Annotated in this window: 18 protein-coding genes; 7 read left to right on the top strand and 11 right to left on the bottom strand. The window is 75.0% G+C overall.

What is annotated here, in order from left to right:
- Positions 1–234: 234 nt before the first annotated feature.
- Positions 235–1965, top strand: a complete 1731-nt coding sequence (locus tag ACIP4O_RS19415; RefSeq protein WP_401575906.1) for a PucR family transcriptional regulator — start codon at positions 235–237, stop codon at positions 1963–1965.
- 363 nt (positions 1966–2328) lie between these two features.
- A complete protein-coding gene (locus ACIP4O_RS19410; protein WP_401575904.1) occupies positions 2329–3045 on the top strand; it encodes a hypothetical protein in 717 nt (238 codons plus the stop codon).
- 86 nt (positions 3046–3131) lie between these two features.
- On the opposite strand, the gene ACIP4O_RS19405 is transcribed toward ACIP4O_RS19410, so the two are convergent.
- On the bottom strand, positions 3132–3980 hold the full coding sequence (locus ACIP4O_RS19405) for a GntR family transcriptional regulator (protein WP_401575902.1): 849 nt from the start codon (positions 3978–3980) through the stop codon (positions 3132–3134).
- A 169-nt stretch (positions 3981–4149) separates the two neighbouring features.
- Between ACIP4O_RS19405 and ACIP4O_RS19400 the strand changes: the two genes are divergently transcribed.
- Positions 4150–5064 (top strand): (2Fe-2S)-binding protein, encoded by a 915-nt coding sequence (locus tag ACIP4O_RS19400; protein ID WP_401575900.1) that lies wholly within the window; start codon positions 4150–4152, stop codon positions 5062–5064.
- A 410-nt stretch (positions 5065–5474) separates the two neighbouring features.
- A complete protein-coding gene (locus ACIP4O_RS19395) occupies positions 5475–6545 on the top strand; it encodes a DUF2637 domain-containing protein (RefSeq protein ID WP_401575898.1) in 1071 nt (356 codons plus the stop codon).
- 140 nt (positions 6546–6685) lie between these two features.
- On the opposite strand, the gene ACIP4O_RS19390 is transcribed toward ACIP4O_RS19395, so the two are convergent.
- The 3 genes from ACIP4O_RS19390 to ACIP4O_RS19380 form a co-directional block, all read right to left on the bottom strand.
- Entirely contained in the window at positions 6686–7153 is a 468-nt protein-coding gene (locus ACIP4O_RS19390) for an ATP-binding protein (protein WP_361321596.1), read from the bottom strand.
- 252 nt (positions 7154–7405) lie between these two features.
- Positions 7406–9151, bottom strand: coding sequence for a pyruvate dehydrogenase (locus tag ACIP4O_RS19385; protein WP_361321598.1), 1746 nt, complete (start codon positions 9149–9151; stop codon positions 7406–7408).
- A gap of 101 nt (positions 9152–9252) precedes the next feature.
- Entirely contained in the window at positions 9253–11568 is a 2316-nt protein-coding gene (locus ACIP4O_RS19380) for a protein phosphatase 2C domain-containing protein (RefSeq protein WP_401575896.1), read from the bottom strand.
- A gap of 382 nt (positions 11569–11950) precedes the next feature.
- On the opposite strand from ACIP4O_RS19380, the gene ACIP4O_RS19375 reads away from it, so the two are divergent.
- The 3 genes from ACIP4O_RS19375 to ACIP4O_RS19365 all read left to right on the top strand — a co-directional run bounded on the left by ACIP4O_RS19375 (position 11951) and on the right by ACIP4O_RS19365 (position 14571).
- Entirely contained in the window at positions 11951–12934 is a 984-nt protein-coding gene (locus ACIP4O_RS19375; protein WP_401575894.1) for a helix-turn-helix transcriptional regulator, read from the top strand.
- A gap of 697 nt (positions 12935–13631) precedes the next feature.
- The gene (locus ACIP4O_RS19370) at positions 13632–13901 is read left to right on the top strand and encodes a hypothetical protein (RefSeq protein ID WP_401575892.1); all 270 of its coding nucleotides are present in this window, start codon (positions 13632–13634) and stop codon (positions 13899–13901) included.
- A 187-nt stretch (positions 13902–14088) separates the two neighbouring features.
- Entirely contained in the window at positions 14089–14571 is a 483-nt protein-coding gene (locus ACIP4O_RS19365; RefSeq protein WP_401575890.1) for a DUF456 domain-containing protein, read from the top strand.
- A 49-nt stretch (positions 14572–14620) separates the two neighbouring features.
- Here the strand turns inward: ACIP4O_RS19365 and ACIP4O_RS19360 are convergent, their stop codons facing one another.
- The 7 genes from ACIP4O_RS19360 to ACIP4O_RS19330 all read right to left on the bottom strand — a co-directional run bounded on the left by ACIP4O_RS19360 (position 14621) and on the right by ACIP4O_RS19330 (position 20904).
- Complete coding sequence (locus tag ACIP4O_RS19360) at positions 14621–15205, bottom strand: NAD(P)H-dependent oxidoreductase (protein ID WP_401575888.1); 585 nt, start codon at positions 15203–15205, stop codon at positions 14621–14623.
- Positions 15206–15466: 261 nt separating this feature from the next.
- Entirely contained in the window at positions 15467–16603 is a 1137-nt protein-coding gene (gene rsgA, locus ACIP4O_RS19355) for a ribosome small subunit-dependent GTPase A (protein ID WP_401575886.1), read from the bottom strand.
- A 343-nt stretch (positions 16604–16946) separates the two neighbouring features.
- Positions 16947–17870 carry a L,D-transpeptidase gene (locus tag ACIP4O_RS19350; protein ID WP_401576243.1) on the bottom strand — a complete coding sequence of 308 codons (924 nt, stop codon included), beginning with the start codon at positions 17868–17870 and terminating at the stop codon, positions 16947–16949.
- A 238-nt stretch (positions 17871–18108) separates the two neighbouring features.
- Positions 18109–18276, bottom strand: coding sequence for a hypothetical protein (locus ACIP4O_RS19345; RefSeq protein ID WP_007820661.1), 168 nt, complete (start codon positions 18274–18276; stop codon positions 18109–18111).
- Between the two features lie 218 nt (positions 18277–18494).
- Positions 18495–19448, bottom strand: a complete 954-nt coding sequence (locus ACIP4O_RS19340; protein ID WP_401575884.1) for a biotin-dependent carboxyltransferase family protein — start codon at positions 19446–19448, stop codon at positions 18495–18497.
- On the bottom strand, positions 19445–20053 hold the full coding sequence (locus ACIP4O_RS19335) for an allophanate hydrolase subunit 1 (protein WP_401575882.1): 609 nt from the start codon (positions 20051–20053) through the stop codon (positions 19445–19447). The genes ACIP4O_RS19340 and ACIP4O_RS19335 overlap by 4 nt, the downstream gene beginning before the upstream one ends.
- Positions 20054–20136: 83 nt before the next feature.
- Positions 20137–20904, bottom strand: a complete 768-nt coding sequence (locus tag ACIP4O_RS19330) for a LamB/YcsF family protein (protein ID WP_401575880.1) — start codon at positions 20902–20904, stop codon at positions 20137–20139.
- Positions 20905–20935 lie beyond the last annotated feature (31 nt).

The following is a 20935-nucleotide window of genomic DNA, read 5'->3' as shown; positions in this document are numbered from 1 at the left end:
CCGGTCGGTGGTGCGGTCGGAAGGAGGGGCGGGCGAGGGGCGGGCGGGGCGGACTCCCGTAGGCCGTACCACGGGTGCGCCCAGTGAAGCGGTGACAGGGCCGTTCCGCACAGTCACCGAACCCATGAACGAATTGGCTGTCCAGGGGGCGCGTCTTGTAGATTCGTATGAAGAATGCGGGCGTTTCACTTCGCTGTTTCGCCCAGGAAACCCTTAGGGAACGGCGGCGAGGACATGCGGCTGCGCGCACTGCTGGAGAGCGGCACGCTGGGGCTCCGGCTGCTCGGGGGCGCCGAGGAGCTGGACCGTACGGTGCGCGGGGTCATGACGACCGACCTGCGCGACCCGAGCCGCTACCTCTCGGGCGGTGAGCTGGTCCTCACCGGGCTCGCCTGGCGGCACGCGCCGGAGGACTCCGAGTCCTTCGTGCGGATCGTCGCGGAGGCGGGCGTCGCGGCGCTCGCGGCCGGCGAGGCCGAGCTGGGGCCGGTCCCGGAGGACCTTGTCGCGGCGTGCGCCCGGCACCGGCTCCCGCTCTTCTCGGTGAGCGAGTCCGTCGCCTTCGCGACGATCACCGAGCACATCGTGCGGCAGGTCTCGGGCGAGCGCGCCGGGGACCTCGCCGCGGTCGTGGACCGGCACCGCAAGCTCATGACGGGCGGACCCGCGGGCGGTCCCGGCGCGGTGCTCGACCTGCTGGGCAACGACCTCGACCTGCACGCGTGGGTGCTCTCGGCGACGGGCCGCGAGATCGCCGGCTCGGCACGTACCCGCGCGCCCGCGCTCGCCCCCGAGGTGCGCGAGACCCTCGCCTCGGCCCGCCTGGACGCGGTGCGGACCGGACGGCTCGGCGCGCAGCGCGTCACCGTCGGCGACACCGTCTACTCGCTCTTCCCCGTGCACTCCGCGACACCGGCCCCCCTGGACGCGCGCCGCGCCGGGCTCGGGCAGTGGGTGCTCGCCGTCGCGGCGGACGCCTCCGACTGGCCCGCCGAGCGGCGCGAACTGCTCGAGGGGGTCACTCAGCTCATCGCCGTCGAGCGCGACCGCAGGGACGCGGGCCGCTCGGTGCGGCGGCGCCTGGCGGGCGAGATCCTCGACCTCGTGCGCAGCGGCGCCCCCGCCGCCGAGACGGCCGCCCGCCTGCGCGCCGCCGGGCCGCTCCTGCTGCCGGGCACGAGCACCGCCCCGTACTGGCAGATCGTCGTCGCCTCCGTCGAGTGGGAGGGCGAGACGCCCGGCGAGGCGACGGGGCGCCTCGCGCGCGGCCTCCTGGAGGAGGTGCTCGCGAGGAAGACGGGCGCGCGGGAGGGCGCGGACGGGCTCCCCGAGTCCGCCGGTACGGACCTGACGGGCCCCGGGGACGAGGACGACGCCGCGGACCGCGCCGCCGTCACGCAGGTCGGCGCCGAGGCCCTCGCCCTCGTACCGCTGCCCGTGCGCGCGGGCGACGAGGAGCACGCGAGCGCCGAACTGGACGCGGCGGACCTCGTGGGCCCCGCCGGCGCGCCGCTCGCGGCGGGACTGGGCGCGGAGGGGAGGCTCACGCTCGGCGTGAGCGCGGCGGTGCACTCGGCCGAGGGCCTGCGCGGCGCCCTGGAGGAGGCCCGCCACGCCCGCCGGGTCGCCGCGGCCCGCCCGGGACCCGTCAACGCGGCAGGACACCAGGAACTCGCCTCGCACGTGCTGCTCCTGCCCTTCGTCCCCGACGACGTGCGGCGCGCCTTCACCGCCCGCCTCCTCGACCCGCTGCGCGTCTACGACCGCCGCCACCGCGCCGAGCTGATCCCCACCCTGGAGGCGTTCCTCGACAGCGACGGCTCCTGGACGCGGTGCGCGGCCCGGCTCCATCTGCATGTGAACACCCTGCGCTACCGGGTGGGCAGGATCGAGCAACTGACGGGGCGTGACCTGTCGCGCCTGGAGGACAAGCTGGACTTCTTCCTGGCGCTGCGGATGAGTTGAGGGCCGCTCGCCCGACGCGCCCCGTGCCGCGCGCGGGGCCGTCGCGCCGCGACTCATCCGGGACCGTCGCGCCACCCGCCGCGAATCATCCGGGACCGTCGCGTACCGGCGGAGTCCCCGGCTCCGCCCTTCCCCCGCAGGTCGGGCGGTACGGGGGCGCGCGGGGCTCGCGGCGGGGGCCCGGCACACGCCCGGCGCGTTTGTGAAAACTTTCACCCACCCCCTTGGCGGCCCGCCGCCCGCCGTGCTGAGATGCACGTCACAGCTCACCGGCGCGCGTGATGTGAGGAGGGGACTGTGGCGGACACCGCCATGCCTTGGTCCGTATCGACGTCGAAGCCGGGACCTGCGGGGGAGACGGAAGTGTTCGACCGGTCGGTGTGGCGGCTGCGCTCCCGCGGCTGCTGGACCGAGGCGGCCTCTCTGCTCGCCCCGCTCCCCGGAGCGGAAGCCGCACTGCGGCGCTGCGAACTCTTCGCGGAGCGCTGCCTGTACACGGGCGAGGGCTGGGCGGAGGCGGAGGACGCGCTGCGGGCGGCCGAGGCGCTCGCGCACAGTGACGACGAGCGCGGTACGGCCGCCTGCGAACGCGGCCACCTCGCCTACCTCGCCACCTCGCTCGGGATCAGGGACCGCGCCGACGAGGCGAGTTCGGCGCTCGGCCGGGCGGCGGCGCTGCTCGCGCCCGGCTCCCCCCACCGCCCGCTCCTCGACTACCGGCGCGGTCTCATCGCCGAACACCTCGCCCACGCGTCCCAGCCCGCCCGCGCGGCCTACCGCCGCGCCCACGCGGGCGCCACGGCCCACGGTGACCGCTTCCTCCTCGCCCGCACCTGGTACCGCCTGGCCGAACTCGCCCTGCGCGACGGCGAGGTGGCCGAGGCCCGGCACGGCTTCACCCAGTCCCTGGCGCTGCGCGAGACCCTGGGCGACCTCGTCGGCACACCCCCGACCCTCGTGGCCCTCGCGGAGACCGCCCCGGAACCGGAGGCGGAACGGCTCCGCGCGGAGGCGCGCCGACTGTGGCGGCTGCTCGGCGGGGTGCCGAGGCTGCTGGAGGGACGGCTGGGGGTGGAGTGAGGGCCGGGAGTGGGGGGACAGCTGAGGGCGAGTGACGGCTGGGAGGTGGAAGGACGGCGTCCGCCGGGTCCGTGGCCGGCCGCTCCTCAGCCCTGGACGCCCAGGTGTGCGCGCAGCACCGCCGCCAGCGTCGCCGTATCGGCCCGTTCGATGGCGTCGAGGAGCGCCGCGTGCTGCGCGGCTTCCTCGGCCCAGGCCCGCGGCGTGCGGGCGCGAGGGCTCCCCGCCCGGAGATGAAGGGCCTCGGCGACCCGCGTCAGCTGGGAATTCCCGTGCAGGCCGAGCAGCGCGCCGTGAAAGGCGCGGTCGGCCTCGCCGTAGCCGGTGCGGTCGCCCGTACGAGCCAGCTCCTCGGTCCGGCGGGCGAGCGGGCGCAGCTCCGGGGGCAGCGCGGGGAGTGTGGCGGCGAGCCGGGTGAGGACGGGCAGCTCCATCAGGAGCAGCACCTCGGCGAGCGCCGCCGTGTCGGCCGCGGTACGGGCCAGCACGCGGAAGCCGCGATTGGGCACCGTCTCGACGGCCCCCTCGGCGGCGAGCCGCTGCATCGCCTCGCGCACCGGCGTCGCCGAGACCCCGTACCGCTCCCCCAGCGCGGGCGCCGAGTAGACCCGCCCCGGTTCCAGCTCGCCCGAGTCGAGCGCGGCCCGCAGCGCTTCGAGTACCTGACCGCGCACCGAGGCGCGGCGCAGCGGGGTACGGGCGTGGCCCGGGTGGTCCTGCCCCCGCGCGGACCCGTGCGCGAGGTCGGCGGGGTGCGGGAGCGGGCCCGGAGGTCCCGCCGGGCCGCCCGGGCCCGCTCCCGCACCGCTCCCCCACCCCGCGCCACGCCGACGCGCGTCGCCGGTCCCGTCTTCACCCGGACGGCGGGGGGCGGGTACGCGGTCCTCGGCCCGGTCCGCCGGGTGCGGGCCTCGGGGGGCCGGTTCGCGTGCCACTTCGCCTTCCTCCGTACCACTGGGGTGTGCGTGCTCGGGGGCGTGCGGGCTTCGCACGCCACGAGCACGATAGAGGGAGCGGCCCCCGGTTCCCATCCCGATCACTTCCGGTAAGGTAAGGCTTACCTGTAAATCCTGCTGTTTCGACGTGCGATTCGGTGGTCCGCGCATGCTGCACTCCCCCCAGCTCTCCGCCCTCCCGGTACCGGCCCCGGTCGCGTCGCCGGTCGGCACCGCGTGGGAGCGCCTGGCCCAGGTCTTCCCCGAGCTGCGGGTGACCGAGCTGGCGGCGGACGAACCGGCGCCCACGGGGGGCGACTGGGTGAGCGCGGCGGGACTCGCGCGCGCGGGCGCCGAGCTCGACGGGTACCTGCGCTGGGACCACGAGCAGATCGAGCGCGACTACGGGCGCACCCCGCGCCCCGACGTCGTCGCGAGCTTCGGCTTCCACCGGTACGCGTGGCCCGCCTGCCTGCTCATCACGCTGCCGTGGCTCCTGGTGCGCCGCGTGCCGCGGTACGGCGCGGGCGACGTGTACTTCGACCGCCCCCGCTACCGCATGACGGTCCGCTCCGTCCCCTTCGCCTGCCTGCCCGACGACCCCGAGGCCGGGCACCAGCTCGCGGTCGTCGTGCCGGACGAGGACGCGCTGCGCGCCGAGGTACGGGACGCGGTGGCCACCCACCTGGGGCCGCTGCTCGAAGGGATCGGCCCGCGCATGCGCCGCCGGGGCCGGGCGCTGTGGGGCATGGTCACGGACGAGATCGTCGAGGGCCTCGCGTACATGGGAGAGCTCCTCGGCGAGGAGGCGCGCACGACCGCCGAGCTGGAGGCGCTGCTGCCCGGCACGACGAAGCCGTACGTCGGCACGCCGGGCTTCCGCGAGCTGACCGGCCCCGACGGCGAGGCGCTGCCCACCAGGGACCGGGTGAGCTGCTGCCTGTCGTACACCCTGGGGGCCGAGGAGATCTGCGGCACCTGCCCCCGCCTGTGCGACGCCGAGCGCGTCACCCGCCTCGGCGCCGAACGCCTCGCGGCGCGGGGGGCCGGGGACGTGCGGGCGGAGGAGTCGGCCGCCGCCTGAGTACGGGTCGGCACCCGCCTGTTCGCGCGCGTCGCGTTCGCATCGGCGCGGCCTGCCCCGTACCGCCCCGCTTCACCCAGGAACCCCGGCGGCGTACCCACGCGATGCCCGCTTCACACCGGTGATTTCCGGCCTCGCTTCATCCCCACCGCGACTTCCGGCACCCGGCAATCAGGTTTCGCACCGGAACCCCGCGTCCCCCCGTGCAACCGTTTCACGCCCACTCACCCTTGCGAGTATTCTGTCTCGCACGGAACTCCCTGTCTTCGCGCGAGAGTTCGAGCAGGTCGACGCTATCCGGTGCCCGGTACCCCCCATTGGCGTCCAGTTGCCCGGAAACCACCTGACGGCCCTTCGGCATGCGCCACGATGGCGCCCGAAAGGCCCTACCGACGCAAGGGACCCCCCTGATGAGAATGACCGACATATCGCTGGACTGGCTCGTACCCGGCGCCGTACTGCTCCTGGGCATGCTGGCGGCGATTGCGGTGCTCACCCGTGGCAGGCGGGCCGGGGCGAAGGCGGCGGCGGCCGAGGACTCCTGGGAACGGAGCGAGGAGCGCCGGCGCCGCAAGGAAGCGGTCTACGGCAGCGCCTCGTACGTCCTCCTCTTCTGCTGCGCGGCCGTCGCGGCCGCGCTCTCCTTCCACGGCCTGGTCGGCTTCGGCCGCCAGAACCTCAACCTCTCCGGGGGCTGGGAGTACCTGGTGCCCTTCGGCCTGGACGGGGCGGCGATGTTCTGCTCGGTCCTCGCCGTGCGCGAGGCGAGCCACGGGGACGCGGCACTCGGTTCGCGGCTGCTCGTGTGGACCTTCGCGGGCGCGGCGGCCTGGTTCAACTGGGTGCACGCCCCGCGCGGCACGGGCCACGCGGGCGCCCCGCAGTTCTTCTCCGGGATGTCGCTCTCGGCCGCCGTGCTCTTCGACCGCGCCCTCAAGCAGACCCGTCGCGCCGCGCTGCGCGAGCAGGGCCTGGTGCCGAGGCCGCTGCCGCAGATCCGCATCGTGCGCTGGCTGCGCGCCCCGCGCGAGACCTTCGGCGCCTGGTCGCTCATGCTCCTGGAGAACGTGCGCAGCCTGGACGAGGCCGTCGAGGAGGTACGGGACGACAAGCGCCAGAAGCAGGTCGGCCGTCAGCGCGACCGCGAGCAGGCTCGCCTGAAGAAGGCTCAGCTCAAGGCGATCAGCCGCAGCACCCGCGGCTGGGGCGGGCGCGGGGGCGGCCGGCAGGTCGACGTGCAGCAGGCCATGGCCGGGATGGGACAGATCGACGCGGACCCCGCCATACCGGAAAGCGAGCAACTGCCTTCCGGGCGGCCCTCCTTGCAGGCGCTCACCACGAAGACTGACGCGGCGTCCTCCCCGGAGGAGCCTGCCAAAGGAGGCGTTGTCGACCTGACGGCCGAGGACGATACCCAGGCGCTGCGCCGGCTCGACAACCTGGACCGCAAACTGAAGGAGATGGAGCGGCAGTTCGGCTGAGCCGTACCCGCCCCGACCGCGCACAGGGCGGTCCGCACCCCTCGCGGGTACGGACCGCCCTGTGCCGTGTCCGGCCCGTACCGGGGCTGCGACCGCCGGGGTCCGTACGGGGCTGCCGTACCCTAGGCCCGTACCTCGCCTCAGGCCCCCGTCTCCAGCTCGAACCACACCGCCTTCCCGGCGCCCACCGCCCGCACCCCCCACGCGTCCGCGAGGCTCTGGACGAGGCCGAGCCCGCGTCCGCCCGTGTGCTCCTCGGGGACGGCGGTACGGGCCCGGGGCACCCCCTTGGCCTGATCGCGCACCTCGACGCGGAGCCGGCCGCGCCGGACGACGGCGGTGAGGACGGCGTCGTCGGCGGTGTGCACGAGGGCGTTGGTGACGAGTTCGCTCGTGAGCAGTTCCGCGGTGTCGGCGCAGGAAGCTTCCTGACCGTGCCGGTCGAGGAGTTCGCGCAGCGCGTGCCGCGCCTCGCCGACCGCGCGCAGATCGGCGCGGGCGAGCTTCCTGGTGAGCCGGTGCCCGCGCGGTGGGCGGCGCGGGAGCACCCGCCGGGCGCTCGCCCCTCTTCCCAGCGGGCCGCGCCGTTCGGTCCTGTGCCCGTCCATGTACGGCTCCACCCCCGTGACGGACCACTCCGCCGGTCGGCCCCGCCCGGCACGCTTCCGGGCCCGGGGTCTGCGAACACCACCTCGACCACGCTGTCGACTCTCGCCACACGCCTTCGTGTCACGAACGTGTATACGAGGACCATGCCCGCTTAGTCCGTACCTGACGCCTCTTCGGCGCGCCCACGACGAAACCCTGACGCACCCGGCCGGAACCACGCGCCGGGCTGACGCGCCGGGGGCGCGCAGGGGTCAAGGGCGCGGCACGTTACGGAGGTTGGAGCGGGCCATCTGGAGCATGCGGCCCACGCCGCCGTCGAGGACGACCTTGCTCGCCGAGAGCGCGAAGCCCGTGACCATGTCGGCGCTGATCTTCGGCGGGATGGAGAGGGCGTTGGGGTCGGTGACGACATCGACGAGGGCGGGGCCCTTGTGGGCGAAGGCGTCGCGCAGGGCGCTCTCCAACTGCTTGGGCTTCTCGACCCGTACCCCGTAGGCACCGGCCGCGCGGGCGACGGCGGCGAAGTCCGGGTTCTTGTTGGTCGTCCCGAAGGACGGCAGCCCGCCCACCATCATCTCCAGCTCGACCATCCCGAGCGAGGAGTTGTTGAAGAGGACGACCTTCACCGGGAGGTCGTACTGCACCAGGGTGAGGAAGTCGCCCATGAGCATCGAGAAGCCGCCGTCCCCCGACATCGAGACGACCTGCCGGTTCCGGTCGGTGAACTGCGCGCCGATCGCCTGCGGCAGCGCGTTGGCCATCGAGCCGTGCCGGAAGGAGCCGATGATGCGGCGATGGCCGTTGGGGGTGATGTACCGCGCCGCCCACACATTGCACATGCCGGTGTCGACGGTGAAGACAGCGTCCTCGGCGGCGATCTCGTCGAGCACGGACGCGACGTACTCGGGGTGGATCGGGGTGTGCTTCTCGACCTTGCGCGTGTACGCCTTGACGACGCCTTCGAGCGCGTCGGCGTGCTTCTTCAGCATCTTGTCGAGGAAGCGGCGGTTCTCCTTCGGCTTGACGCGCGGCAGCAGGCAGCGCAGCGTCTCGCGCACGTCGCCCCACACCGCGAGGTCGAGCTTGCAGCGGCGGCCGAGGTGCTCGGGGCGGATGTCGACCTGGACGATCTTGACGTCCTTCTCGGGCAGGAAGGGGGTGTACGGGAAGTCCGTGCCGAGCAGGATCAGCAGATCGCACTCGTTGGTGGCCTCGTAGCAGGCCCCGTAGCCGAGCAGCCCGCTCATGCCGACGTCGTACGGGTTGTCGTACTGGATGTACTCCTTGCCGCGCAGCGCGTGCCCGACGGGGGCCTTGATCTTCCCCGCGAGTTCCATGACCTCGGCGTGCGCGCCCGCCGCGCCCGCGCCGCAGAAGAGCGTGACCCGGTTCGCCCCGTCGATGAGCCGGGCGAGCTTCTCGATCTCGTCGTCACCGGGGCGCACCGTGGGCTGCTCGGTGATCATCGCCTGCTCGGTGACCTGCTCGGGCGCGTCGTGCGAGGCCACATCGCCCGGAAGGGTGACGACGCCGACGCCGCCCTGGCCCAGGGCGTGCTGGATCGCGCTCTGGAGGACGCGGGGCATCTGCGCCGCGTTGGAGATCATCTCGCTGTAGTGGCTGCACTCGGTGAACAGCCGCTCCGGGTGCGTCTCCTGGAAGTAGCCGAGGCCGATCTCGCTGGAGGGGATGTGCGAGGCGAGCGCGAGGACGGGCGCCATGGAGCGGTGGGCGTCGTACAGGCCGTTGATGAGGTGCAGGTTGCCCGGGCCGCAGGAGCCCGCGCAGGCGGCGAGCTTGCCGGTGATCTGCGCCTCGGCGCCGGCGGCGAAGGCGGCGGTCTCCTCGTGGCGGACGTGAATCCAGTCGATCGCCGAGTTCCGGCGGATGGCGTCGACCACGGGGTTGAGGCTGTCCCCGACCACGCCGTACAGCCGCTGCACGCCCGCACGGACGAGGACGTCGACGAACTGCTCGGCTACGTTCTGCTTGGCCATGGCACTCGCACCCCTTCTGCGCTTCACGGGTCCATGAAGTCACGCACCCATGAAGTCACAGTGACCGCGATCGTGCCTCCCAAACTCAGGGGTGTCGGGGCTCACCCCTCCCAGACGGCGGCGAGGGTGCGGTCGTCCGCGTAACCCTTGACGCGGGTCTGGCTCGTGGCCAGGAAGGCGGCCAGTCCGGGGGGTTCGGGCGCGGACCACTCCTCGGCGAGGCGGCTCGCGAGCGGCGGGCTGCCGCGCAGCGGCTCGGCGAGCCCGGTGCCGCACAACAGCAGCACATCGCCCGATCGGGCGATGGAGGCGTGGAACCGGAAGGGTTCGCGGCGGGGTTCCTCGGCGGGGGCGTACGGGCTCGGGGGCCGCCCGATGCCGGGATCGAGGGGCAGCGCCCCGGCCTCGGGCCCGGAGCGGGGCGGCCCGTCGGCCTGGGCCTCGGGCTCGATGTCGCGCAGTTCCCCGCCACGCAGCCGGAAGAGCCCGCCCTCGCCCGCGCCGAAGAAGACACGGGTACGGCTCTGGTTGTCGGTGGGGAGGAGGAGGCAGCGCAGGCTCGCGGTGTACTCCTCGGGCGCGAGCCCGCGTTCGGCCGCGGCGGCGCGCAGGCGGCCGAGAGTGCGGTCGGTGAGGCGGTGCAGGCCGGATTTCAGGTCGCCGCGGCGGGCCGCGCGGATGTCGTCCGCGAGGCGGCGGTGGCTGCGGCCCACGGCGGCGCCGATCGACCGCACGGCCTCGGTCGCCGCCCGGTACGCCTCGGGGCAGGCCCGCGCGCCGGTCGCCGTCGCGACGAGCACGATCCCCTCCTCGCCCGCGCCGAACCGCACCACGAGCAGCGCGTCCCTGCGCGCCTCGCCGCGATACCGCGCCGAGTCCCCCCGCTGCGAGACGGCCCGCAAGGTGCTCCCCCCGAACCGCCCCCCTTCGAGCACGGTGTCCGGCACGTACGCGTCGAGCGCCCCGGGGTCGCTCTCGGCGAGAGCGGTGGGCTCGGCCTCGTAGGTGGGCGGCCGGTCACCGACGTAGGGGACGGAGGTCGCGGGGAGCGGGGGCGGGGTGCGCGGGGCCTTCGCCGCGGCGGGCCGTTCGGGGGCGCCGGGGGAGCCCGGGGGGCGTTCGGGGGCGGGGGACGGAGGCGGTACGGCGGCGGGGGGCGGAGGCGCTGCGGAGGCAGGGGGCGGCGGTACGGCGGCGGGGGGCGACGCGGCAGGGGCCGCCGCCGGCCCGGCACCGTAGCCCGGCCACGCGGGACCACCGGGGGCGCGGCCCGGGACCGGGCGGGGCGGCAGGGGCGGGACGGGAGCGGTCCTCGCTTCGCCGTCCGCGGCGGGTGGAGCGCCCTGCCACCCGGCGGGGGCGGCGCCCGTCTCGCCCGGCGCGGAGGGCGGCTGGGCCGGGGTGCCATGCCCGGCGGGCGCGCGCTCCGCTCCCGTGTCTCGCGACGGGGCCGGGGACGGGGGCAGCGCGTGGCGCGGGACGCGGGGCGTGCGCTGCGGCGGGGCGGGCTCGTCCTGTACGGGCTGAGGCGGCGTCCCCTCGTCCCGTACGGGCTCGGGCTCGCTCCGTACGGAACCCGGGGCCGTCCACTCGTCCCGTACGGGCTCCGGCTGGTCCCCTACGGGCTCGGGCGCGGCCGATGACGGCTCGCGCGGGAGGTCCTCCCGTAGGGGGCCGAAGCCCTCCGGCGCGGGCGGTGCCTCCGGCGCGGGCGGTGTCTGCGGCGCCCCGTGTGCGGGCTCCGGCGTCTTCGGTTCCGCGTCGGAGGGTCCCGCCGCGTCCGCCGGGGTTCCCTTCCCGCTGCGGGGTGTCACCCCCGTCCACGCGGCCGGGAGCGGTGGTGGGGTGTCCCCCGCGCTCCGCTCCGGCGAGGTGCCGAACCAGCCCGTGAAGCCCTCCGGCGCCGCGGGTTCGCGTCGCGGGGGCCGTCGCGGGAGGGGCGGGCTGTCCGTGGCCTCGGGGACCTGCGGGGCGAGGGGCCGTCGCGGAAGCGGCCGGTTCTCCTCCGCTCCCCGGGGGAGGGGGCGTCGCGGGAGGGGCGGGTCGTCCTCCGCCTCGACGGGGAGTCGTCCGTCGTCCGCGGGGAGTCGTCCGTCGTCCTCCGCCTTCGGGGGCAGGGGCCGGGCGCCGGGCACGTACGGGCGGCCCAGGCGCTCCGCGGCGGGCCAGGGGGCGGCGGGCTCGGGGGGCGCGGGGGCGAAGGTGCGCGGCGACGCGGGTGCCGTCGCCCCGGGATTCCCAGGGGGTGGGGGGTCCTCGCGGGTGACCGGCTCCTGCGATGGTTTCACCGTGTGGATCGCCGAGGCGAAGCGGTCGTCCAGCGTGTCCGCCGCGCGGTCCGGCCCCGTGTCGGGCGCCGATTCCTCGTACAGCTGGTCCCACCAGTCGTCCTCGCGCGCGTCCCCCTGTTGACTCATGCCCTTATTGTCCACCGCGAAGGCGGTACGAAAACGGGGCGAGGAGAAGTTACCGGCCGGTCCGAGGGGTTCGCGCCTGCCGGGCGGTCCTACCCCCCACGGGAGGACCGCCCGGCGACGCGGGTGACGTCCGGGCCGTGGCGGGGGCGCCGCCACGGCCGTACCGCGCCTCGACGGCGCGGAGTCACCCGGAGAAGTCCGGCCGCGGAAGAGGTTGCGACGCGCACCCCCCACGGATGCCCGGTCGCCGACCTTTGGCCAAGACACGGTCACTGTGTCAGATCCGGCGTCGGGCGACGATGATATGAAGTGGCGGGTTTACGCCGTGGCCGTTTTCCGCCAGAAGTCTGTGTGTGCCACGGCCGGGGAGGGGAAACCGAGAATGCTGGGCGCGATCGGACTGGACGAGCCGCACGAGGCGGCGTACCGGGCACTCGTGGCGGAGGGCGCGGCCGAACTCGGCGCGCTCGCGCGGCGGCTCGGGCGGGGCGAGGCGGAGACCCGGGCCGCGCTGCACACCCTGGAACTGCACGGGCTCGCGGCGCGCTCCTCGGCGGGTCCGGGGCGCTGGGTCGCGGCGCCGCCCGGCGTGGCGCTCGGCGCGCTCCTCACGCAGCGGCGGCACGAGCTGGACCAGGCGGAACTCGCGGCTGCCCTGCTCGCCGAGGAGTACCGCGCCCGCGGCGAACGCACCCCCGCGCACGACCTCCTGGAGGTGGTGACCGGGACGACCGCCATCTCGCAGCGTTTCATCCAGCTGCAGCTGGGCGCGAAGGAGTCGGTGCGGGCGCTCGTGACGGGGGCCCCGGTGGCCGTTTCGGGGATGGAGAACGAAGCGGAGGAGCAGGTGGTGGGTCGGGGGGTCGCCTACCGCGTGGTGATCGAGCGCGAGGTGCTGCACCAGCCCTCGGGACTCGTGGAGCTGTCGGCGGCGCTGGGGCGCGAGGAGCGGGTACGGGTGGTGGACGAGGTGCCGACGAAACTCGTCCTCGCCGATGACGCGCTCGCGATGGTGCCGCTCACCTCGCGCGGGCCGGAACCCGCCGCGCTCGTCGTGCACGCGAGCGGGCTGCTCGACGCGCTGAGCGGGCTCTTCGAGTCGGTGTGGCGCGAGGCGCTGCCGCTGCGGCTCGGGGCCTCGGCCGGGGAGGTGGCCGAGGGCGGGGAACCGGCGCCGGACCGGACGGACTTGGAGGTGCTCTCCCTGCTGCTGGCCGGAATGACGGACGCGAGTGTGGCGAAGCAGCTCGATCTGGGTCTGCGGACGGTGCAGAGGAGGGTGAAGGGGTTGATGGAGCTGACGGGGTCGACGACGCGCTTGCAGTTGGGGTGGCACGCGTACGAGAGGGGGTGGGTGGCGCGGTGAGGCCGGAGGGATGCGGGTGGCGTCGCGGGCGGTGAGCGACTGGCGGTGGCGGCGGAACATGCCGAGCGCGAGGACGGAGAGCCGCAGGAACTCCCCTTCCACGGCCTCCTCTTCACCGTCCTCCGGGAGCGGGCCGCCCGCTTTGGCCAGTTGCCGTCGGATGAACGCGGTGAGCAGCCGCTCGTAGAGGCCGAGCCGTCCGAAGCCCGCCCCGGCCGCCGCGCGCAGGGCGTTGCCCGAGGCGTCGTAGAGGGCGAGCATCAGCAGGAGGAGCGGCTGGCAGGCGAGTTCGCCGTACGGTCCGAGCAAGCCCGTGTCGAGCGGCTGGACTTCGTGGGTGGCGAACCAGCGTCTGTTGCGCGCGTTCCAGACCGCGACCCACTCCCGTATCCGCGCGTCGTCGAAGGGTTCGAGGTGGATCACGGCGCCGCGGGACGGGCTGAGCACACGGGCGCCGGCGAGGGTGCGGCTCGTGACGACGGCGAGCACGGGGCGCCCCGCGAGGGTCTCGGCGTTCTGGAACTCCTCTATCTCGACCATGAGTCGCCGCCCGTCAGCGGCTTCGGGCCGGTCGGCCCCGGCTTGGAGCAGTTCATCGAGGCCGTCGAGCAGAAGCACGCGCGGCGGAAGGCCGGTGCCGGCCGCCGGTGGGGGCGGGGCGGTGCGGTGGAGTTCGGCGGCGACGAAGCTTTCGAAGGTGCGGCAGAAGAACACGTCGGACAGGAGGGCCTCCGCGAGCCTGGACCCGTGGCCGGAGTACGGCGCCTCGACGGGATGGGGGTTCGTGGTGGATGTGGGGGACGTGGTGCGCGTGGTGTACGGGCTGGGCGTGGTGTACGGGCTGGGCGGGACGCTGTGCGCGGCTGTGGTGCTGTGCGCGGTGGTGCTTCCGGCCGTGTGGTCGCGGCGGCCCGAACGGCGGCGGGCGGCGCTGCGGGTGCTGGGGCTGCTGCGGGGCCGACGGTGAGAGGGAGGAAGGCGGAGACCGGAGCGGGCGGGTAGGGGAGGGGAGCGGTGGGGCGGGGCGGGCGGGGAGGGGGCCGTGGGGCAAAGCGAGCGGACGAGGGGGCCGTGGCGGGGCGCGGGGTACTCCGTATGGGCTCCTCGGGCGTATACGGACTGCGCGGGCGGGCGCGGGCGCGCAGGGTGGGGCCATGAGTGTGTGGGAGGTCCTGATCGTCGCGCTCGTCCTGCTGCTCGGCCTCGTCGGGGTGCTCGTGCCGGGGGTGCCGGGGCCGTGGCTGGTGTGGGCGGCGATCCTGTGGTGGGCGCTCCAGTCCCCCCGGCCGCTGTCGTGGGGGGTCCTGGTGGGCTCCACGGTCGTGCTGCTGCTCAGCAACCTCGTGCGCTGGCTGCTGCCGAAGCGGCGGGTAAGGGGCTCGGGGGTCAACCGGCGGATGATGGTGTGGGCCGGTATCGGCGCCGTGCTCGGTTTCGTCCTGGTGCCCGTGGTGGGCGCCTTTCCCGGCTACGTGGGCGGCATGTACCTCGCCGAGCGGCGCCGGCTCGGCGGCCACGGCGACGCGGCGGCGTCCACCCGTACGGTGATGCGGGCCATGGGCACGAGCGTCCTCGTCGAGTTGTTCAGCTGTCTGCTCATCGCGGGGGCGTGGGCGGGGGCGGAGATCTGGGGCTGAGGCGGGGGGTACGCGGCTCGCCGCCGCCCTCGCCGGGAACAGGGGCCTCTCACTCCTCCTCGCCCGGGAACCGCGCGAGCGGGGCCTCCCGGGTGAAGAAGGTCTTGGCCTCCTTCAGGGCACGGGCGTCGGCGTGGACGTCGCCGGGGCGCGAGCCGTTGCCGAGGAGGACGCCGCCGAAGCGCATCCCCATGAAGGCGGCGGAGAGGCGGAGGGTGCCGACGAGGGGCCCGGCGACCGCGCGGTTCTCGTCGGCCATCGCGGTGACGCCCCACAGCGTGCGGCCGGCCATCTTCTCGCGGAAGGCCGGCTCGGGGGTGCGCAGCCACTTCGACCAGTGATCGAGGTAGGTCTTCGCGTACGAGGAGAGCGCGTACCAGTAGAGCGGCGAGACGACGACGAGGTCGGTGGCCCCGAGGGTGGCCTCGTGGAGCAGGGCCTCGTCCGCGGTGACGGGGGTGTGCCCTTCGGGCGCGTGGCGGCCGTCCACGTAGGCGGGGAGCGAAAGCGCCGCGAGATCGATCCAGCGGCGGGAGTACGTGGCGGGAAGCTGCGCGGCGGCCGCCTCGGCGAGGAGGCGGGAGTTGCCCTGCGGGCGGGCGCTGGCGAGGAGGAAGAGAAAGGAACGGGACATGGACGGGCCAACCCGGGGCCACCCGCCCCTATTCCGCGCCGGGTCCAGGCGCCGACAGGGGCGGGTACGGGCACGCCGTACCGGCGACGGACCGGCCCTCGCGGACGCCCCCGTACCGGCGACGAACCGGCCCTCGCGGACGCCCCCGTACCGGCGGGCGGATACGGGGCCCGGCCCCCACGCCGCCCCCGCACCCACTCGCCGCACCCGATCCCCGCACCCGGTCCCCGCACCCGATCCCCGCACCCCGCCCCGCTCGCGTCAGTGGCGGCCCCTCCGCCCCCGTTCCGCGACGGTCCCGTACCGCTTGAGGTCCATCGCCGCCCGGCCCTCGGCGCCGCGCATCTTCCACTCGCGGCGCTTGGCGGCGCGCAGGAAGGCGTCGGCCTTCGCCTCGATGCGGGCGTTCTCGCGCTGGAGTTTGCGGTAGCTGTCGAGGCGGCGCTGCGGGAGCGCGCCGCTCTCGACGGCCTCGCGGACGGCGCAGCCCGGCTCGCTCTCGTGGGCGCAGTCGAGGAAGCGGCAGCCGGTGGCGTACTCCTCGATCTCGGCGAAGACCTGACCGACGCCGTGCCCGGCGTCCCAGAGGCCCACCCCGCGCAGGCCGGGCGTGTCGATGAGGACGCCCCCGGCGGGCAGCGGGATCAGGTTGCGGGTCGTGGTGGTGTGCCGTCCCTTGCCGTCCTGGTCGCGCACGGTCTGGACGCGCATGTGTTCGGCCTCGGCGAGGGCGTTGGCGAGCGTGGACTTGCCCGCGCCCGAGCGGCCGAGCAGGACGGAGGTACCGCCGGCGAGCAGCCGCCGCAGCTCGGGCACCCCCTCCCCCGTGTCCCCGCTGACCGCCAGCACCTCGACGCCGGGGGCGGCCGAGGCGGCATCGGCGAGGAGATGGGCGCGGGTCTCGGGGTCGGGCACGAGATCGGCCTTGGTGAGGACGAGGACGGGGGTCGCCCCCGACTCCCAGCCGAGGGCGAGGAACCGCTCGACGCGCCCGAGTTCGAGTTCGTCCGCGAGCGAGAGGGCGACGACGGCGAAGTCGACGTTGGCGGCGAGGACTTGGGCCTCGCTGCGCTTGGAGGAGGTGGAGCGCAGGAAAGCGGTGCGGCGCGGCAGCAGCGTCCGCACGTACCGGGGATCGGCGCCCGCCGGGTCGAGGACCGCCCAGTCCCCGGTACAGACGACCTTCCTCGGGTCCCGGGGCACGACGAACGCGGTGTCGGCGCGGACAGTGCCCTCGGTGGTGACGAGATCGCACTGCCCCCGGTCGACCCGGACGACCCGCCCGAGGACGAGCCCTTCGGCACCGTACGGAGCGAAGACCTCGGCCCACTCCTCGTCCCAGCCGTAGGGAGCGAGGGGGTGAGCGGACGTGAAGTTCTGCGAAGCGGGGAGAGACAAGGGAAACCCTTTCAAGGGTGGCCCCGGCGACGCGCCCGGCCCCTGGCGGGACGGCGCGTGGTGGAAACGGAGAAAGTGGTGTCAGCCGGTGGCCACGGAGATGCGGGGGACGAACGTCTGAAGGCGGGCGGAGCCCAGCGTGAAGACCGTCATCGTCGGCACCTCCTGTTTCTCTCGCTTCGAGCGGTACGGCGGCGGTACCGCCACTGCGGCGGTACGGCGCGGTACGCAGCTTAGGGAAGGGCCGCGCGCACGTGCCACTCCTTTTCTCCGGTCCGTCTCGGACCGGCCCCCTCCCGCGCAGCCCCTCCGGAACGGCCCCTCTCCCCGCCGCCCCGCACCCTCACCCGATCGCGATGCGCGGATGCGCCGTGGGGGTGATCCATGACATGAGGCGGTCCATCGTGGGGCGGGGGACGGAGACGCAACCGGCGGTGGCGCCCGCGCCGTTGACGTGGAGGAAGATGCCCGCGCCGCGGCCGGGTGTCGCGGGCCAGCGGTTGTAGTCGATGACGAGAGCCTTGGCGTACTGGGTGGGGTGGTCGATGAGGCGTTCGCTGCCCCGTTCGCCCGCTTCGGTGAGGGGGAAGTCGGCGCCCGCGGCGCTGTGCATCCGGTTGTAGAAGGCCGATCGCGGGTCCTCGACCCACCAGTCGGAGCCGCTCACCACGTGGTACGGCATACGGGTCCCGCCCGCCTCGACGCCGAAGCCCTCGGTGAGGGTGTAGGTGCCGCTCGGGGTCGTGTACGTGTTCTGGCGGCGCGTGGCGCCGTTCGTGACACCGTTCGCGCCGACGCGGCCCGCGCTCGTGCTGAACGCGGCCTTCCAGCCGGTGGGTCCCTTGTCCCAGGCGGTGACCGTGGCGTAGGAGCCGTTCGCCCGGACGGTGACGAGCTGGGTCGCGTCGCCGGGCTGGGCGGGGACGGGGAAGTGGGGGGCCGTCGTGGTGCCGGGCGAGGTGCCCCCCTGAGCCGCACCGCCCGCTTCCGTAGGGGACTTGCCCGGCTTTCCCGCGTCCTCCGACGCACTCGCCGAGGGCTTCGGCGAGGCGCCGCCGCTCGGGCTCGCGCTGCTCGACGCCGAAGGGGACGGCTTCGGCGCGGCCTTCGCGGACTTCCCGGCGGCGGATGCCGAGGCGACCGTGTCGAGCGCGTTGCCCCCGGCCGCGACCGCGACCTTCTGCGGCCCTTCCCCTCCGCCCGGCCCCTCGCCCCCGCATGCCGCTACGGAGAGCAGCGCTCCCCCGGCGGCGGTGACGGCGAGCACGCGGCGTACGCGCGGCGTGAGCGGCACAACGGACTGATGGTGCACAGGAGTTCCCCCTCCACGAGGCCGCCGGAACACAGACCGGGCAGCCGAACAAAACGTGGGGGGAATGTGAATACGTGGTGCAGCATACGCCTGCCGCGAGAGACGAGGAGGGGCCCGGCGCCTCAACTGCGCCGGGCCCCTCCTCGCTCGCGGGGGATGTGGCCCCGCTAGTCGGCGGGGATTCCGCCCCGCTTCACCATCGGTACCAGCGGCCTCGTCGGCCGGATGTCGTCGGGCGCACCAGGAACCCGAGGAGCCATATCACCAGCACGACGATGGCGATCCACCACAGGATCTTGACGGCGAAACCGGCGCCGAAAAGGATCAGGGCGAGCAGCAGGACCAGCAGCAAGGGAACCATTGTCATCAACCTCCGGTCCTGCGAGTGCCCCCTCAACCGCGGCTCACACCAGGGGTTTTTATGTGGCTCTTAGGGGTTTCCCGGGTAGTCGCGAGGGCATCCGGACTAGTCGCCCGGAGGCGTCCCGCCCGTCCGCTCCGCCGCGTCCGAGCGGCGCGCGACCCCGCGTGCGGGCAGCCCCCGGCGGCTCGCCCCCACCACTCCCCCGCCCTTTCCCCTCACGGCGTTCGAGGCCGGTGCGCGTCGTGCCCCGGCCCCACCGTCGTCGCGAAGCGCAGCCGCTGGCCCGGGCGGGCCTGTGCCGCGCGGTCCACGTCGGCGCGCGTCACGACCGCGATCACCGGGTAGCCCCCCGTGACCGGGTGGTCGGCGAGGAAGAGCACGGGACGCCCCGATGGCGGCACCTGGAGGGCACCGGCGACCATGCCCTCACTCGGCAACTCCCCCGCGCCGGAGGCGCGTTCCAGCTCCGGCCCGGAGAGCCGCATCCCGACCCTGTCGCTCTGCGCGCTCACCTCCCACGCGCTCTCCAGGAGCGTCCCGAGCGCGGCGGGCGTGAACCAGTCGGCGCGCGGTCCCGGTACGACCTGGAGGGTCAGTTCGCCCGCGGGCGGGTCGGGCACGGGGGCGAGGTCGACCCGCGGGTGCGCGGCGGGCGCCGGGCCCACGGGGAGCGCGGTGCCGGGGCTGAGCGGGTCGGGGCCGAGTCCGGAGAGGACGTCGGTGGCGCGCGAGCCGAGTACGGGCCGCACCGCGAGTCCGCCCCGTACCGCGAGATACGTGCGCAGCCCGCTCGTCGGGCGGCCGAGCCGCAGGACGGCGCCTGTCGGGACCTCGACGGGCGCGTTGAAGGCGACGGGGGTGTCGTCGACCGTGACGGGGCAGGGCGCGCCGGTGACCGCGACGAGAAGCGGGCGCAGGGCGCGCACGGCGAGCCCGCCGAGGGTCGCCTCGATGCCGGCGGCGTCCTCGGGGTTGGCGAGGAGGCGGTTGGCGAGCGCGAAGGAGGCGCGGTCGGCGGCGCCGGAGCGACCGACACCGATGTGCGCGAGCCCGGGGCGGCCGAGGTCCTGGAGGGTCGCGAACGGGCCCGTGGCGAGGACGTCGAGCGCGGCCTGCACGGCGGCGGCGGGCGCGGGCGGGCGGTTCGGGGGGTGGGGCGGCGTGGTCATCGGACCTCCTCGAAGCGGACGCGGACGCCCGGGCGCAGCAGCGCGGGCGGCTCGCGCTCGGCGTCCCAGACGGACAGCTCGGTACGGCCGATGAGCTGCCAGCCCCCGGGCGAGGAGCGCGGGTAGACCCCGCTGTACTCCCCCGCGAGGCCGACCGCCCCGGCCGGGACGCGGGTACGGGACTCGGTGCGGCGCGGCACGATCAGCTCGGCGGGACCTCCGGTGAGGTAGCCGAAGCCGGGCGCGAAGCCGCCGAAGGCGACCGTCCACTCGGCGCCCGTGTGCAGCGCGACGACCTCGCGCGGGCTCACCCCGGCCAGATCGGCGACCTCGTCGAGGTCGGCTCCGTCGTAGACGACGGGGACGCGGACGAGCGGACCCGCGGCCGCTTCGCCGCGCGCGGGCCGCACCGCGCGCACGGCACGTTCGACGGCGGCGGGTTCGGCACCGGGACCGTAGAGGAGCAGCACGGTGCGCGCGGCGGGCACGAGGTCGGCGATGCCTTCGGGCGGATCGGCGGCGAGCGCGGTGTAGAGGGCGTGGGCGGCCTCGCGGTCGTCGAGTTCCACGAGGAGGCCGTGGTCGGCGCAGGGCAGGAAGAGCATGACGGGCATTCAACCCTTCACGAGCGGGCGGGTGTGGTACGTGGGGGAACGGGGCGCGTGCGTGGCGGGGCGGGGCGCGCCGCTCACCCCGTGAAGGCCCGCACCGTCACGCCCCCCGCGCTCAGCCGCTCCCGTACCGCCCGTGCGATCGCGACCGCTCCCGGGGTGTCGCCGTGGACGCACAGCGAGGCGGCGTCCAGGCGCAGGGGACTGCCGTCGCTCGCCTCGACCTCCTCGCCGCGCGCGAGGCGCAGCGCGCGCTCCGCGATCGTGTCGGCGTCGTGGAGGACCGCTCCGGGCAGGCGGCGGGAGACGAGGGTCGCCTCGGGCGTGTAGGCGCGATCGGCGAAGGCCTCGGGGACGGTGCGCAGCCCGGCCTCGGCGGCGAGCCGGAGCCAGGCGGACCCGGGGAGGCCGAGCGCGGCGAGCGCGGGGTCGTAGGCGCGTACCGCCGCGACGACCGCCGCCGCCTGCTCCTCGTGGTGAACGATCGCGTTGTAGAGCGCGCCGTGCGGTTTCACGTAGCGCACCGCCGAGCCCTCGACGCGGGCGAGGCCGTCGACGGCGGCGAGCTGGTAGAGCACGTCGTCGGTCAGCTCGGCGGGCGGCACGTCGATGAAGCGGCGGCCGAAACCGGCCAGATCGCGGTAGGAGACCTGGGCACCGATCGCGACGCCGTGCCGCGCGGCGCCCGCGCAGGCGCGGCGGATGACGCGCGGGTCGCCCGCGTGGAAGCCGCAGGCGACGTTGGCGCTCGTGACGAGGGGCAGGAGCGCCTCGTCGTCGCCGAGTTCCCAGTGGCCGAAGCTCTCGGCGAGGTCGGCGTTGAGGTCGATGACAACCGGGGGCACGGGGCTCCCTTCCGGCGGGGTCGGGGGACGT

The sequence above is a fragment of the Streptomyces sp. NPDC088923 genome (assembly GCF_044749745.1).
Classification (GTDB): domain Bacteria; phylum Actinomycetota; class Actinomycetes; order Streptomycetales; family Streptomycetaceae; genus Streptomyces.
This window is presented reverse-complemented; position numbering and strand designations above follow the sequence as displayed.

What these genes read in the sequence shown, in the direction of transcription:
- ACIP4O_RS19380 (WP_401575896.1), bottom strand. Translation starts at nt 11,568, where the DNA reads ATGAGTCAACAGGGGGACGCGCGCGAGGACGACTGGTGGGACCAGCTG.
- ACIP4O_RS19345 (WP_007820661.1), bottom strand. Translation starts at nt 18,276, where the DNA reads ATGGTTCCCTTGCTGCTGGTCCTGCTGCTCGCCCTGATCCTTTTCGGC.
- ACIP4O_RS19335 (WP_401575882.1), bottom strand. Translation starts at nt 20,053, where the DNA reads ATGCTCTTCCTGCCCTGCGCCGACCACGGCCTCCTCGTGGAACTCGAC.
- ACIP4O_RS19400 (WP_401575900.1), top strand. Translation starts at nt 4,150, where the DNA reads ATGCTGCACTCCCCCCAGCTCTCCGCCCTCCCGGTACCGGCCCCGGTC.
- ACIP4O_RS19360 (WP_401575888.1), bottom strand. Translation starts at nt 15,205, where the DNA reads ATGTCCCGTTCCTTTCTCTTCCTCCTCGCCAGCGCCCGCCCGCAGGGC.
- ACIP4O_RS19375 (WP_401575894.1), top strand. Translation starts at nt 11,951, where the DNA reads ATGCTGGGCGCGATCGGACTGGACGAGCCGCACGAGGCGGCGTACCGG.
- ACIP4O_RS19395 (WP_401575898.1), top strand. Translation starts at nt 5,475, where the DNA reads ATGAGAATGACCGACATATCGCTGGACTGGCTCGTACCCGGCGCCGTA.
- ACIP4O_RS19385 (WP_361321598.1), bottom strand. Translation starts at nt 9,151, where the DNA reads ATGGCCAAGCAGAACGTAGCCGAGCAGTTCGTCGACGTCCTCGTCCGT.
- ACIP4O_RS19340 (WP_401575884.1), bottom strand. Translation starts at nt 19,448, where the DNA reads ATGACCACGCCGCCCCACCCCCCGAACCGCCCGCCCGCGCCCGCCGCC.
- ACIP4O_RS19415 (WP_401575906.1), top strand. Translation starts at nt 235, where the DNA reads ATGCGGCTGCGCGCACTGCTGGAGAGCGGCACGCTGGGGCTCCGGCTG.
- ACIP4O_RS19365 (WP_401575890.1), top strand. Translation starts at nt 14,089, where the DNA reads ATGAGTGTGTGGGAGGTCCTGATCGTCGCGCTCGTCCTGCTGCTCGGC.
- ACIP4O_RS19390 (WP_361321596.1), bottom strand. Translation starts at nt 7,153, where the DNA reads ATGGACGGGCACAGGACCGAACGGCGCGGCCCGCTGGGAAGAGGGGCG.